General features: G+C 66.5%; 13 protein-coding genes. 6 read left to right on the top strand and 7 right to left on the bottom strand.

Going from position 1 to position 12,768, the window contains the following annotated elements; translation table 11 throughout:
- A complete protein-coding gene (locus tag JOF29_RS13440; RefSeq protein WP_245357572.1) occupies positions 1-1,563 on the top strand; it encodes an MDR family MFS transporter in 1,563 nt (520 codons plus the stop codon).
- Positions 1,564-2,046: 483 nt separating this feature from the next.
- Positions 2,047-2,406, top strand: coding sequence for a hypothetical protein (locus JOF29_RS13435; protein ID WP_209694530.1), 360 nt, complete (start codon positions 2,047-2,049; stop codon positions 2,404-2,406).
- A gap of 1 nt (position 2,407) precedes the next feature.
- On the opposite strand, the gene JOF29_RS13430 is transcribed toward JOF29_RS13435, so the two are convergent.
- From JOF29_RS13430 to JOF29_RS13400, 7 genes are all read right to left on the bottom strand, one after another.
- Positions 2,408-2,911, bottom strand: coding sequence for a Pycsar system effector family protein (locus JOF29_RS13430; RefSeq protein WP_209694529.1), 504 nt, complete (start codon positions 2,909-2,911; stop codon positions 2,408-2,410).
- Positions 2,901-3,257, bottom strand: a complete 357-nt coding sequence (locus JOF29_RS13425; protein WP_209694528.1) for a hypothetical protein — start codon at positions 3,255-3,257, stop codon at positions 2,901-2,903. The genes JOF29_RS13430 and JOF29_RS13425 overlap by 11 nt, the downstream gene beginning before the upstream one ends.
- The gene (locus JOF29_RS13420) at positions 3,247-4,224 is read right to left on the bottom strand and encodes a hypothetical protein (RefSeq protein ID WP_209694527.1); all 978 of its coding nucleotides are present in this window, start codon (positions 4,222-4,224) and stop codon (positions 3,247-3,249) included. Before JOF29_RS13420 ends, JOF29_RS13425 begins: the two co-directional genes overlap by 11 nt.
- Positions 4,221-6,089: a hypothetical protein gene (locus JOF29_RS13415; RefSeq protein WP_209694526.1), complete on the bottom strand. Its 1,869-nt coding sequence runs from the start codon at positions 6,087-6,089 to the stop codon at positions 4,221-4,223. The genes JOF29_RS13420 and JOF29_RS13415 overlap by 4 nt, the downstream gene beginning before the upstream one ends.
- A gap of 203 nt (positions 6,090-6,292) precedes the next feature.
- Positions 6,293-6,976, bottom strand: a complete 684-nt coding sequence (locus JOF29_RS13410; protein WP_209694525.1) for a nucleotidyl cyclase domain-containing protein — start codon at positions 6,974-6,976, stop codon at positions 6,293-6,295.
- Between the two features lie 89 nt (positions 6,977-7,065).
- On the bottom strand, positions 7,066-7,761 hold the full coding sequence (locus JOF29_RS13405; protein WP_209694524.1) for a Crp/Fnr family transcriptional regulator: 696 nt from the start codon (positions 7,759-7,761) through the stop codon (positions 7,066-7,068).
- A 136-nt stretch (positions 7,762-7,897) separates the two neighbouring features.
- The gene (locus JOF29_RS13400) at positions 7,898-8,617 is read right to left on the bottom strand and encodes a GntR family transcriptional regulator (protein WP_245357571.1); all 720 of its coding nucleotides are present in this window, start codon (positions 8,615-8,617) and stop codon (positions 7,898-7,900) included.
- A gap of 130 nt (positions 8,618-8,747) precedes the next feature.
- Between JOF29_RS13400 and JOF29_RS13395 the strand changes: the two genes are divergently transcribed.
- The 4 genes from JOF29_RS13395 to JOF29_RS13380 are packed head-to-tail and all read left to right on the top strand — an operon-like array spanning position 8,748 to position 12,752.
- Positions 8,748-10,106, top strand: a complete 1,359-nt coding sequence (locus JOF29_RS13395) for an ABC transporter substrate-binding protein (RefSeq protein ID WP_209694522.1) — start codon at positions 8,748-8,750, stop codon at positions 10,104-10,106.
- A gap of 6 nt (positions 10,107-10,112) precedes the next feature.
- Positions 10,113-11,099 (top strand): carbohydrate ABC transporter permease, encoded by a 987-nt coding sequence (locus tag JOF29_RS13390; protein WP_245357570.1) that lies wholly within the window; start codon positions 10,113-10,115, stop codon positions 11,097-11,099.
- Complete coding sequence (locus JOF29_RS13385) at positions 11,096-11,908, top strand: carbohydrate ABC transporter permease (RefSeq protein ID WP_209694521.1); 813 nt, start codon at positions 11,096-11,098, stop codon at positions 11,906-11,908. The genes JOF29_RS13390 and JOF29_RS13385 overlap by 4 nt, the downstream gene beginning before the upstream one ends.
- Positions 11,909-11,945: 37 nt before the next feature.
- Positions 11,946-12,752 carry a 6-phosphogluconolactonase gene (locus tag JOF29_RS13380; RefSeq protein ID WP_209694520.1) on the top strand — a complete coding sequence of 269 codons (807 nt, stop codon included), beginning with the start codon at positions 11,946-11,948 and terminating at the stop codon, positions 12,750-12,752.
- Positions 12,753-12,768: the final 16 nt, after the last annotated feature.

The following is a 12,768-nucleotide window of genomic DNA, read 5'->3' as shown; positions in this document are numbered from 1 at the left end:
ATGCCGGAGTCCACAGCGGTCGCGGAGACTGCCAAGGCATCGCTGAACAAGCGCAGCTTCGTCCTGGTCTACGTCGCGTTGATGGTCGCGATGCTGCTGGGAGCACTCGACCAGACAATCTTCAGCACCGCGCTGCCGACCATCGTCGGTGAGCTCCACGGACTGCAACACATGGCCTGGGTGACCACGGCCTACATCCTGGCCGCCACCGTCGTCATGCCGCTGTACGGCAAACTCGGCGACCTCCTCGGACGCCGCACCGTGTTCCTCGCCGCCATCGGCCTGTTCACCGCGGGATCCGTGGTCGCCGCACTCGCCCAGTCCATGGGCATGCTCGTCACCGGACGAGCCATCCAGGGCCTCGGCGGAGGCGGCCTGATGATCCTGGCACAGGCCATCATCGCCGACCTCGTCCCCGCCCGTGACCGCGCACGCTACATGGCACCGATCGGAGTAGTCTTCGGCCTCTCCTCGGTCGTCGGCCCCATCCTCGGCAGATGGTTCACCGACCAGCACTCCTGGCGCTGGGCACTCTGGATGAACGTCCCACTGGGAATCCTCGCCATCGCCGTAGCCCTCATCGCCCTGCGACTACCCAAGCCCACCGGCGACGTCAACGTCGACTACTGGGGCTCAGCCCTCCTCATCATCGCCACCAGCTGCACCGTCCTGGTCGCCACCTGGGGCGGAACGCAGTACGCATGGACGAGCGCGACGATCATCGCGCTGGCCGTCGGCGCTGCCGTCTCCTGGCTCGCGTTCCTGCTGGTCGAGAGGCGAGCCGTCGAGCCGGTCATCCCGCCCAGGCTGTTCCGCAACCGAACCTTCGTCATCACCACACTCGTCGGGATGATCACTGCCGGCATCGGCATGTTCGCGATCATCGCCTACCTGCCCACCTATCTGCAGATGGTGTACGGCACCAGCGCCACCGAATCCGGCCTGCTGCTGCTCCCGATGATCGCCGGACTGATGCTCACCGCAACCATCTCCGGCACGATCATCAGCAAGACCGGACGGGTCAAGGCCCTCCTGGCCGTAGGCACCGCCGTCGTCGCGATCGCGGCCTGGCTGCTCTCCACCATCAACACCGCAACCTCGCTGTGGGTCCTGTGCTCCTTCATGGCCGTGGCCGGTGCCGGAATGGGCCTGCTCATGCAGACCCTCGTACTGGCAGCCCAGAACGAATTCCCGGCCCACGAGGTCGGCACCGTCACCTCCTCGAACAACTTCTTCCGCGAGATCGGCGCCAGCGTCGGCACGGCCGTCATCGGCTCGATCTTCGCGACCCGACTCGCCGACCACCTCGCCACCTCCGCCGCCGCAGGCGCCCTCGGCGCCGTCCACGACGTACACGCGATCACCCCAAGCATCGTCCGCCAACTCCCCGCCACCGTCCGCGACACCATCATCAACGCCTACGCCAACAGCCTCGTCCCACTCTTCGGCTACCTCATCCCACTCTTCCTAGCCGGCTGGGCACTCACCTTCTTCCTGAAGGACAAGCAACTGGCGTCGAACGCTGATACCGATCAGCCCGGCCGCCAGTCGGCGCGGGGCTGATCACAAACCCGACTTTGAGAAGCCACCGACCAAATCGCCCGGCGAAAAGTGGTCGGTGGGTTCTCAAAGTTGCAGGGCAGCAGGACGTGGGTGTCGGCCGGGCCGGGGGCCGCGGAAGCTGTCGTGCCGGCCGTGCGAGGGCGGAGACCGTACGACGTACCCCGTGAACTTCAGGCGCGGGACACTAACGCGCGACGCGGTGGTGCTCGATCTCGGACATGTGGGTCTCGGCCCAGTCGCGGAAGGCCGCGGGACCTCGCCCGGCGATCCCCTTTGTGGCCCGGCCGGTGACCGATGTGTCGGTCGTCCAGGGCGCCTACGACATCGCGATCACCGGAGCCGATCAGTTGCCGCCGAACCAGTCGGACGAGGAGTCGATGGTCGCAGCCGGCCTGCTGCAGGAGGTGACATGCACTCTCCAACAGCCAGCTGTGGAGCGAGCAGCTCCCGCGCGGCGGCTTCGCGACAACGGCTTACGAGGTCGTGGCGAGCCAGGCAACCAAGAACTCCGTCTTCCTGGTCGATCCTGAGCGGTTACGGCGCGAGCTCGAGGACCCAGGAGTCGACTGCCCGGCGACCCGGACCAACGGCAAGCGGGCGGACGACCGCGGCGAATTCCTCGCGATGCTCGACGCACGCGACGCCGCCTCGCCGGCCGAGATGGTCATCGTTCAGCCGCACCTGTCGGAAACCACCTACACCAAGCTGAACGCCGTACGCTCCTCGCCGGCGCCAACCGACGACGTACTGCGCCTGCTGCGGCTGGAGGACCTGCTCCAGTCCACCAAGAAGACGGCCGTCAGCCGCGGCGCCGACTTCACTGTCTTCACAGCAAGGGAGTGACTCAGCGGACTGCTCCAACCGCGAGCGCGGGTAGCGCAAGGGCGCAACAGGCCACGGCTGCGGTGATCAGGCGGTACTTGATGACAACGATGCGGCTCACGGCGTCCAAGGCAGTCAGTAGGCCGGCTTCAGCGTGTTGTTCGGTCCAGCGCAGCGCCTGTGGCAGCCGGCCGGACGACGCCGCAGTCCGGATGTCACCGAAGTGCGAGAGCCCTTGGACCTGTCGCCGACGGCGTCCACGCCGTGGGGCAAGCGCGGCCAGCAACAGGACGAATGCCGCCGCGGACAAGCAACAACCCACGGTCCACCAACGGTCGGGGCCTCCTTGCTGTGGGCGGATGCCCGCCAGCGCGGCCAACCCGACTCCCATTGCGGCGATCAGGATCGACGCTTTGCTGTCAGCGTTCACCGCCTCCGCACGGACCTCGGCCAGCAGCCGCTCCGCGGTCGCGGTCTCGGTACACGCTGGTATCCGTCGATGCCCCGCGAGGGATCTAGACCGCATGGATGATCACCACCACCCCGATACCTCCGACAAGGGCCGCACGATGACCGATCCTCCCCGCGGCCGTGTGTAACACGGATATCAGGATCCCGGCCACGCGGTACACGCCGACGGCAACGGCACAGACCAATTCGCCATAGGCGTGGGCGAAAGGCGCCGGTCGGCCGGAGGCCCGTCGCGTCATCACTGTCACGGCGTACTCCGGCAAGAGCAGCAGCGCCGCGAGGAGACCCACGACGTGTCCCAAGCCGGCCGGGAGACGCTCCAGGATCGGTACAGCGGCCCAGCGGAGCACGACGTACAGCAGGATCACCTCGGCAACGGCCCAAGCGATGCTATCCCTCATCGTCCTGTTCCTCAGTGGACGGAGTCTCGGCGCGAGGCAACTCCTCACGATACAAGGGCCGACGGCGGTCCTTGCCGTGCGCCGAGTCCGCGAGGCCCGCGCGGATCGCCTCCACTGCAAGCTGCGATGCCTCGTCGACCATGTGCTCCTCGAGCATGCCTTTGGCAATCAACTGCTCGAAGAGACGCACTTGGTTCCGACGTCCCTCGCGGTGGTCCTCGCGGATGCCCTCCAACGCGAGTGGGAGATCTGCCGGGTTGTGCGCGACCTGGAGGCCCCACCGATCGCTGTCGCTGCCTTCCAGGAGTCGCGCGAAGAACTGTGCGGTCGCTTCCGTGAGCTCCTGTCCCTGCAGAGCCTGCAAACGACTCAGCTCGTGTCTCACGATCTCTTGCACCTTCGTGTGCTCCAAGGCACGCAGGGCGGTGTGCTGCTGGATCGCCTCTGTGTCCAAGCTGAGCCTGACCTCGCAGCTTGGCGCGATGCCCTCGATCGGCTCCATCGCATCCAGCGCATCCTGAACGGCGCGCTCCGCGGCGGCGCTCTCCTCGATGGCATAGCGCCGGGTCTCCGCACGCATCCGGGCAAGCAGTCGCGGTTCGAGCAGTCGGCGGACGTCACGGACACCCCGCCGTACGACGACGGCCGGGTCAACGACGCGCCAGTCGACGTCCAGTACGGCGTTGAACTGGAACGCGTCGCCGTCGCTCGGCAACTCGTGCTCGTAGGTGAGGTGGTGATATCCGGTATCGATCTCGTACAGCTTCCGGAAGTTCTTGATCACCAGCTCGCCGCGGGTCGGGGGCCGTTCAGCGGAGTACGACGCTGTGCTGCCGGACGAGCTGATCATCACCAGGGCGCCGCCCGAGCGCCACGAAGGCCGGCTGAACACGAAGTCGAACCGCCGGAGATCTCGCTCGGCGAGAATCGGATCGTTCAAGGTCGCGGACTGATCGGGAGTGCTCATGACGCGGTCCTCTCGGTGTGACTGGCAATCAGGTGTTCACGCAGGCGCTCGGCGACCGGCAAAGTACGGTCGGTGTCCCGATCGACCGTCTTCCGCAGCAAGTACTCGAGCCGTTCGAAGGCCGTCTTGCTGTCGGCCAGGTCGACGAGCAGGCGCGACAGATGCCGTTCGAGGTCCTTGTTGTCTGCGGCAAGGGTGATCCATCGGCGGAGGTGCCGACGCGCGCTGTCACGGACCTCGGGATCGCCCAGTACGAGTCGCCACAAGCGCGCGTGCTGACGCCACGCATCGCTGCTCGTTGCAGCGAAGCCGAGGAGTCCCAGGGTTCCGCTCAGGGGCCAGCGGGCCGCGGCGTACGTAAATCCGCGCCGAGCGACGGCTCCCCAGGCGTCCCGTTGCCGTGCCGCCTCGTCGACGATGGTCAACGCGGCCAGGGTGTTCTCGCCGCCGAGAAGCGCGGCTACGCTCTCGGCAACGTTGTTCTGCTGGAACCAGTTGGAGCTCTTGACGGAGAGACGCGCGAGGCGCTTGAAGGCAAGCTCGAGCATGCGTCCCCCGATAGCCCCGTACACCCGGGCAGCGACCCATTGTCTCTTGTCGGAGGTGGTGTAGGTCCACTCGCTCGCGACCCGACGTACCGCGGATTCCCTCTGATCCACAGCTGTACAGAGCGCCCAGACCGCGATCTGACGCTGCAGAAGTCGATCGGAGTCCGCCCATTTGCTGATCAGCTCGGAGATGACGGGATCGAAGTCCGCACACGCAAGGAGGCCGGCCGTGACACCGACGCGAAGCCGCACCTTCTGGATCGGACTCGAGCCCAGCTCGAGCAGCCAGTCACACAGCGGCTCTCGAGCCGCGGGGTGATCGGTCCACACGCGCGCCAGCACAACCGCTGCGGTTGCCGGGTTGGTGAACGCGCAGAGCCTGTGAGGCGACAGTCCCCAGCGGCCGGCAACGCGCTCGTCGTACTCACGGGCTCGAGCTTGCGTCAGCCTTGCATCGCGAGTGCGCGAAAAGATCGGCAGCTGAGCAGGATGCTCAGGATCTTCGACGAGGTGCAGACGCTTGAACAAGTCGTCGGCAGGCACAGCGACCTCGGCGTACGACGACTTGTCGAAGACTGCGAGCGCGATGACGAAGGCCTGCTCGCGCAATGGGAGCTCGGATCCGCCGAACCACTTGTCGGCCTCACGTGACGCCGCACCCACTCCGTAGTCGGCGAGCTGCCCCGCATCAGCTCTTCCGTCGGCGTAAGCAGCCAACAGCACGGCGAACCCCGCGGCTTCTGCCGGAGGCGGCTGACCCGACAGAAACGTTTCGCACTCAGGCAACTCGAGAAGGTCGTCCGCGTCGGCCCGATCGCCCAGGTGCCGGCGGACGATCTCCTTCGCCTCGGGTCCCAGCCAGTCGATCACGTCGTCGATTTCGGCCATCGCTGTGTCCGGATCGACGGTGACGACCAGGTAGCCGCCTGCGTTCTCGAGCTTGCGGCGTACTGCGTGCAGATGCACCTGACGCAGCGGAGCGCCCAGTGAGGTGACCGGGCCGGCCAGGTGGTGGCCGCATCCCGGACGCAGGTGATCGACGATCTTGTCCGGCTCGGTCTCCGGATCGAGTGAGATCACCTCGGAGTTGTTGAGCTGCGTCAACAGCCGAAGGGCCGCGCTCCGTCGGCCCGTGCCCCGCGGCGCGCGCAGTACGACGACTCGCGCCACGGACAGCCGGTCGTAGATCTCGTCGTAGCAGCGGGATGCGACGAAGAGCCGGCGGTTGCGCTCCAGCTCTTCATCCGGAACCTCACCCGACCGTACGCCGGGACGCTGTACGACGACATCGCCGAAGACCAGCTTGTCCCGCCCCACCGCATCACCTGCGATCACCGAATCGGGACGTGATCCGAGGACGCGAAGCAGCGCGGTAAGCTCCGCGCCTGCGCGCCACGTCTCCGGCACATCTTCCGCGGGCAAGTCCTCCCCCGCACCGGTGTCCTTCGGACCCTCTTGGTTCGGATTCGACGGCTCAGCCATTCTGGTCGCCCCCGACGTACTTGTTGCCCCCGACAGCGTCACCGGCGACGTGCGTCGTACCCAGGAAGGAGATTCCCGCCGCGGGCGCAGCGGCCCCCCGACGGTGCGGCCCGAGGTTTGGGCTGCTCGGGAGATGCAGCACTCTCTTGGTGAATGCGTGAGCGGTCGTAGATCCAGCCGTCCCGGTGACCGTCCTTGCTCGATGCGTCCAGCGGGTGGAAGTGTTCCGGTACGAGACCGGGATGCTGGTGCCGGACAAGGCTCTGGTAGAGCAAGTCAGTGACGCACAGCAGCGACGGTTCAGCGATCTTTGCCAACTCGTCCTTCAGGTCGTCCGAGTCGCAGATCCGGAACGCGTCGATCACTGCTGCACCGATGGCACCACGTTCGTCGAGCGCGACCTCGCCGGAATGCACGACGCAGCGCATCCGCACCCGCGCGACCTCGCTGGCGCGACGGTTGTACTCACGCAGCTCAGCCGGAGTGACCGTAATGAGCGCTCGGAGCAACTGCGCCTTCGGCACCTTCGCGTCGATCAGCGCGAACACGCCGTCGCCACGGTCCTCCGTTGTGTACTCGGTCGGGTAGATCGAGGCCGCCGCAAACGTCTTCCGCAGTACCTCGTACAGGACACGACGCAGGACGGCCTGATCGCCATCCACCCTGCTGCTGAACCTCTCGACGTCGGTGACCAAGATCGTCCGGTTGATCGGATCGGCCATTGTTGCCTCCCTGTTCTTCGACAGGTTTCAGCCTGGCTTGCCGACCTCGTCCCCTGAAAGGACAGTGGTCACCGAGTGGATGTGACCGATTACCCAGCGATCCTCCGCAGGACGTCCGGCCGTACGACGAGGTGCAACCGGCGCCAGGTGGAGAGCACCTTCTCCTCGCGCAGCTTGCGCAACTCTCGCGTCACCGCCTCGCGTGTCGAGCCGATCGCACCGGCAAGCTCCTGATGCGTCAGCGGCACGACGATCGCGACACCCTCCTGCACCACCTGGCCGTGGAACTCGGCAAGCTCGAGCAGCAGGCGCGCGACCCGTTCCCGCACCTTGCAGGCAGCGAAATCCAGCCGCATCCGATCCGACGCCCGGAGCCGATCGTTGATCAAGGCAAGCAACTGCTTCATCGCTGCCGGCCGTTCGTCGAGGAACTGCGCGAAAGCCTCCGCCGCGATTGCGACCGCCGTGACGTCACTCACGGCTGACACCGTGGACGACCTACTCGAGCCGGCGAGCACCGCACTCTCACCGACGAGATCGCCAGGACCGCGCAACCTCAACAGGGCCTCATACCCATTGCGCGAGCTCTCGGTGATCTTGAACCAGCCGTCGCGCACCAGCAACACGTACGTCGACGGCTCCCCCTGCCGCATCACCACAGTCCTGATCGGGTATCGCACTTCAGCGCCCAGAGCGCCCAACTGCTCCCTCGCAGGAGTATCGAGTCGCGCCATGTACGGCACCTGATCGGCCAGCCCGCTCTCGCGGCGCTCCGATGCCCGCATTCGTACCCCCGTCCTCACACGCTGCGACGAATACATACTGTTCCAGACCGGATACTGCGAGAGAACCCGGATCGGCGTGGCGTGGAAGATGATCAGGTCGCCCGCGGCCCATACGTCGTCGGGTACCGAGACCGGATCAGACCGAGCGGTAGAGGTCGGCTTCGAAGCGGTAGGCGTCGCCGCGGTAGGTGTTGTAGCCGAGGAGGATCGGCGTACCGGCGCGGTCGTAGGCAACCTCCCGGCCGATGAGGACCGGGTTGCCGGACGGGATTGTGAGGAGGGCTGCGGTCTCGGCGGAGGCCGCGTCCGCCTGCACGGAGTAGGCGCTGCGGTAGACCGATACCGAGCACAGTTCCTCCAGTGCCTCGTACAGCGAGCGGTCGGTGAGGTCGGCGTTCAGGAGCGGTTCACCGATGGTCATCGGGATGATGTTGGTGTCGACACAGATCGGGGTCGAGTTCATCCCGCGCAGGCGGACCAGGACCAGGACCTCGCCGCCGGGCGGCATGGCCAGCTTCTCGGCTTCGTCGATGGTCGCGGACCGCGGTGCCCGCTCCAGTACGCCGGCTGTTGCGGTGAGTCCGCGGAGGCGGGCCATTTCGGTGAAGCTCTGCAGGGTGCTCGGCGGCTCGCCGACGGTCGGGCTGGGGACGAACCAGCCGCGCTGCGGGGAGCGGGCGATGCGGCCCTCACGTTCGAGGTCGCCGAGGGCGGCCCGTAGCGTACTGCGGCTCACATGGAGCTGGTCCGCGAGCAGCCGCTCCCCCGGCAGGCGTGATCCGGGCGCGTAGACACCACGGTTGATGGCATCGCTCAACTGACGGGCGACGCTGGTGGCGACGGTTGAGGTCCTCATCGCCATAACCATACCAGTTTCGGCTTTGGCTCAAAACTGGGCCTTATCTGGCATAACTGGTCTGACTATGGCTAGCGTTGAGAGCGTTCTCTCGGAGCGGGGGCATCCGACGAAATCGAAGGAGACAGGCATGAAGAAGCGGCACCTGATGGGCGCGGCTGCTGCCCTTCTCGCCACAGCCACAGTGCTGTCGGCGTGTGCGCCCGGCGGCTCCAGTTCCAGCTCCACGAAGTCCCCCAGCGGGATCTCGACCGACGTCTCTGGTGAAGCCGTCACGTTGAAGATGCTCGACTTCTGGCAGAACGAAGAGGGCAAGTGGATGGACTCCGTGGTCGCCGGGTTCGAGAAGGAACACCCGAACATCAAGATCCAGCGGACCACGCAGGACTGGGGCCAGGTGATGAACACCCTGAACCTGCGGCTCGCCGACCCCAACGGGCCCGACATCGCCCTGGTGAACAACGGCTGGCAGTCGATGGGCACGCTCGCGAAGGGCGGCCGGATCCTGAACCTCGACGCCTACGCCTCGGCGTACGGATGGAAGGACGCGATCCCGAGCACGATCCTGCGCCAGGAGCAGTTCACGTCTGACGGCAAGCAGATGGGCACGGGCTCGGTGTACGCCGTACCGGCGGCTCGGTCGTCGCTGATCGGCCTGTACTACAACAAGGCGATCCTCGACAAGCTCGGCATCGCAGTACCGAAGACACTCGCCGAGTTCGAGAAGGCGGCTGCCGCGGTCAAGGCGGGTGGTCAGATCCCCATCGCGTACGGGTCCCAGGACAAGGGTTCTTCGACGGCGATCCTGTTCGCGCTGCAGGACCTGTACGGCTCGGCCAAGGACATCGAGGACTTCGTCTACTCCAGCGGTTCGGTGCCGATCACCTCCACCGGCATCACGCAAGCCGCCACGGCGGTGAAGAAGTGGAGCGACGCCGGCTGGCTGACGCCGAATCACGAGGGCATTCCGTTCGCCGACTCGATGAACAACTTCCTGGCCGGCAAGGGCGCCTTCCAGTTCAACTACACCGGGTCGCTCGGGTTCTCGGCGGCGCAGAAGCAGACATTCGGGTACGTCCAGCTGCCGCAGGCGAACGGCGACAAGGTAGTCGGGACCGGCTCGACCGTCGGCAACCTGGCGATCTCCTCGAAGTCGAAGCATCCGGATGCGGCTGCGGCCTTCCTCGACTACCTGGCGAGCAAGGCGACAGCCCAGGCCAGCGTCGACCACGGGTATCTTCCGCTGCTGCACAACGACGTCAAGCAGGCGACACCCGGCCCCGAACTCGCGACCGAGATCACCGCGCAACAGAAGCTCACCGACGCCGACGGTTTCGTGCCGTACTTCGACTGGTCGACACCGACGATGCTTGACACGATCGGCGGCCAGGTGCAGCTGCTGCTGGCCGGCAAGTCGACGCCCGACCAACTCGCCGCGGCCGGGCAGAAGGACTACGACACCTTCCAGGCGCAGCGGGCGAAGGGCTGATCGGGGATGAGTTCCCGTCAGCTCCTCCAACGGCGGGCGGCTACGACAGCCGCCGTACCGGAGGATGCCATGGGCAACAGGAAGACCGCAGGCCGCTCTGGCCGAAGGAAGCCGCGGCTGTCGGTTCGGGCCCGCAAGCAGCGGTGGCTCGGCCTCGCCTTCGCGGCTCCCGCGCTGCTCGCGTACGGCTTCGTGGTCATCGTTCCGATCGTGCAGAGCGTGAGCTATTCGTTCTACAGCTGGGACGGCGTGTCAGCCGCGCGGTTCGTTGGGCTGGGCAACTACAAGTCGTTCTTCACCGATCCCGAGCTCGCACAGTCGCTGGCACATGTGCTCGTACTGGTGCTGTTCTTCGCCGGCCTGCCGATCCTGCTCGGCCTGCTCTCCGCCGCTCTTCTCGGTCGCGGCAAGATGCGGGGTGCCGGGATCTACCGCTGGGTGCTGTTCCTCCCACAGGTCCTGACCAGCGTCGTGGTCGCCGTGATCTGGAAGCGGATCTACGGACCGGACGGCCCGCTCAACGGAGCATTGCGAGCGGTGGGACTGGGTGACCTCGCCCACAACTGGCTCGGTGACTTCACCTGGGCGCTGCCAGCGCTCGGCGTGATCGGCACCTGGACAGCACTCGGCCTGTGCATGGTCCTGTTCGTCGCCGGCGTCGCCGCGATCCCCAACGAACTGTACGAGCAGGCCCGCCTCGACGGCGCCGGACCGGTCAAGGAGTTCCTGGCGATCACGCTGCCCGCCCTGCGCGGCCAACTGGCGGTCGCGCTCACCCTCACCGTCACCGGAGCACTGCGCGCCTTCGATCTCGTCTGGGTCACCACCCAGGGCGGCCCTGGTACGTCGACCATCACTCCGGCCTTGCTGCTCTACCGCAAAGCATTCCTGAACCCGGACGTGGGAATGGCGGCCGCGATCGGCATCGTGCTGGCGATCATCTGCCTCCTGGTAGCGCTCGTCATCACGCGGCTGTCGGAGGAGAAGGCATGATCTCGCGCACCGAACGCGTCCTCAACCACACCGTCCTGGCGTTCGTCTCGATCCTGGTGCTGTTCCCCGTGGTCTGGTTCCTGTTCACGGCACTGAGCCCGAACCGCGGCGGCCAGCTCGACTTCACCAACCTCGAGTGGGGGAACTTCAGCACCGCCTGGAAACTCGGCGGATTCGGCCACGCGATGCTCGCCTCAGCGGTCATCACGATCGGCGCGGTCACCGGACAGACGCTGCTGGCCATCCTGTCCGGGTTCGCCTTCGGCGTCCTCGGAGTCACGGGCCAGAAGATCATCTTCCCCGTCGTACTGCTCGGGCTGATGATCTCGGCCGAGGTCTTCATCGTCCCGCTCTACTACACGTTCCAGTCGCTGGGGCTGACGAACTCGTGGCTCGGCCTGATCATCATCCAGATCGGCATGGGTGTCCCGTTCGGCACGTTCTGGATGCGCGCGACGTTCCGCGCCGTGCCGGCGTCGCTGGTCGAGGCGGCCGAGATGGACGGCGCCCGCACCTGGCGCATCCTCTGGCAGATCCTGCTGCCGATCTCCCGGCCGGCCGTTCTGACGCTCGCGTTGCTGTCGTTCATGTGGACCTGGAACGACTTCTTCCTGTCCCTGATCTTCATCGCCGACCCGGCGATCCAGCCCGCCACGCTGGCACTCGGCGTCTTCCAAGGACGGCACAGCGTCGACGTGAACCTGCTCGCCGCCGGATCACTCATCGTCGCCCTGCCGGTCCTCGTGCTGTACGCCTTCTTCCAGCGGCACTTCATCCGCGGCGTGCTCAACGGCGCCCTCAAGGAATGACCGAACCCTCCCTCCCGAAAGCGAAGGATCTTTCCCTATGCACGTGCCGCCCGAAGTCCACGACAGCGCCGACCAGGTCGGCCTGCTCGCGGCCGAGGACATCGCCGCCGGCATCGAGTCGGCCGCGGAAGCGGCCCGCTCGTTCGTCCTCGGCTGCCCGAGCGGCCGCAGCCCACTGCGAACCTACGCCCACCTCGCCGACCTCGTTGCCCAGCGCAACCTCGACCTCAGCCACCTGATCATCGCCCTGATGGACGAGTACGTCGTACGAACGGCCGACGGATTCAAACTCGTCGATCCCGAGCTCCCGCACAGCTGCGTCGGCTTCGGACGCCGGCAGATCCTGGAACCGTTGAACGCGGCGGCCGGTCCGGGGCACCGCATCCAGGCCCAGAACCTGTGGTACCCCGATCCCGCAGCCGAACCAGGTGCGTACGACGACACGCTGGCCGCCGCCGGAGGGATCGACCTCTTCCTCCTCGCCTCCGGCGCCTCCGACGGCCACATCGCACTGAACCCGCCCGGAACCGCGACCGACAGCGTCACCCGCGTCGTCGAGCTCGGGGAGGACACCCGGCGCGACAACCTCGAGACGTTCCCCTCGTTCCGGCAGCTGGACGACGTACCTCGGTACGGCGTCACCGTGGGTACCGCCACCATCCGGGACCTGTCCCGCGCGGTCGTCATGGTCGTTACCGGAGCCCACAAGCAGGTCACGGTCCAGCGCGTCGCCTCGGCCGACTCGTACGAACCCGACTGGCCGGCCACCGTTCTCAGCGATTGTGCATCCCCCCGATTCCTGGCAGACCGGGCGGCAGCCACGCTGCTCTCCGCTGCTTCCTGACCCCAACGGTTACGAA

Origin of the sequence: Kribbella aluminosa (assembly GCF_017876295.1) — a bacterium.
Taxonomy (GTDB): Bacteria; Actinomycetota; Actinomycetes; order Propionibacteriales; family Kribbellaceae; genus Kribbella; species Kribbella aluminosa.
Note: the sequence above shows the minus strand (reverse complement) of the source record. Positions and strands in the feature narration are given on the sequence as shown.

Bases quoted from the DNA above. Each gene is read 5' to 3' on its own strand.
- JOF29_RS13390 (WP_245357570.1), top strand. From the start codon at position 10,113: ATGAGTTCCCGTCAGCTCCTCCAACGGCGGGCGGCTACGACAGCCGCC.
- JOF29_RS13405 (WP_209694524.1), bottom strand. From the start codon at position 7,761: ATGCGGGCATCGGAGCGCCGCGAGAGCGGGCTGGCCGATCAGGTGCCG.
- JOF29_RS13400 (WP_245357571.1), bottom strand. From the start codon at position 8,617: ATGAGGACCTCAACCGTCGCCACCAGCGTCGCCCGTCAGTTGAGCGAT.
- JOF29_RS13385 (WP_209694521.1), top strand. From the start codon at position 11,096: ATGATCTCGCGCACCGAACGCGTCCTCAACCACACCGTCCTGGCGTTC.
- JOF29_RS13420 (WP_209694527.1), bottom strand. From the start codon at position 4,224: ATGAGCACTCCCGATCAGTCCGCGACCTTGAACGATCCGATTCTCGCC.
- JOF29_RS13395 (WP_209694522.1), top strand. From the start codon at position 8,748: ATGAAGAAGCGGCACCTGATGGGCGCGGCTGCTGCCCTTCTCGCCACA.
- JOF29_RS13425 (WP_209694528.1), bottom strand. From the start codon at position 3,257: ATGAGGGATAGCATCGCTTGGGCCGTTGCCGAGGTGATCCTGCTGTAC.
- JOF29_RS13430 (WP_209694529.1), bottom strand. From the start codon at position 2,911: ATGCGGTCTAGATCCCTCGCGGGGCATCGACGGATACCAGCGTGTACC.
- JOF29_RS13380 (WP_209694520.1), top strand. From the start codon at position 11,946: ATGCACGTGCCGCCCGAAGTCCACGACAGCGCCGACCAGGTCGGCCTG.
- JOF29_RS13440 (WP_245357572.1), top strand. From the start codon at position 1: ATGCCGGAGTCCACAGCGGTCGCGGAGACTGCCAAGGCATCGCTGAAC.
- JOF29_RS13410 (WP_209694525.1), bottom strand. From the start codon at position 6,976: ATGGCCGATCCGATCAACCGGACGATCTTGGTCACCGACGTCGAGAGG.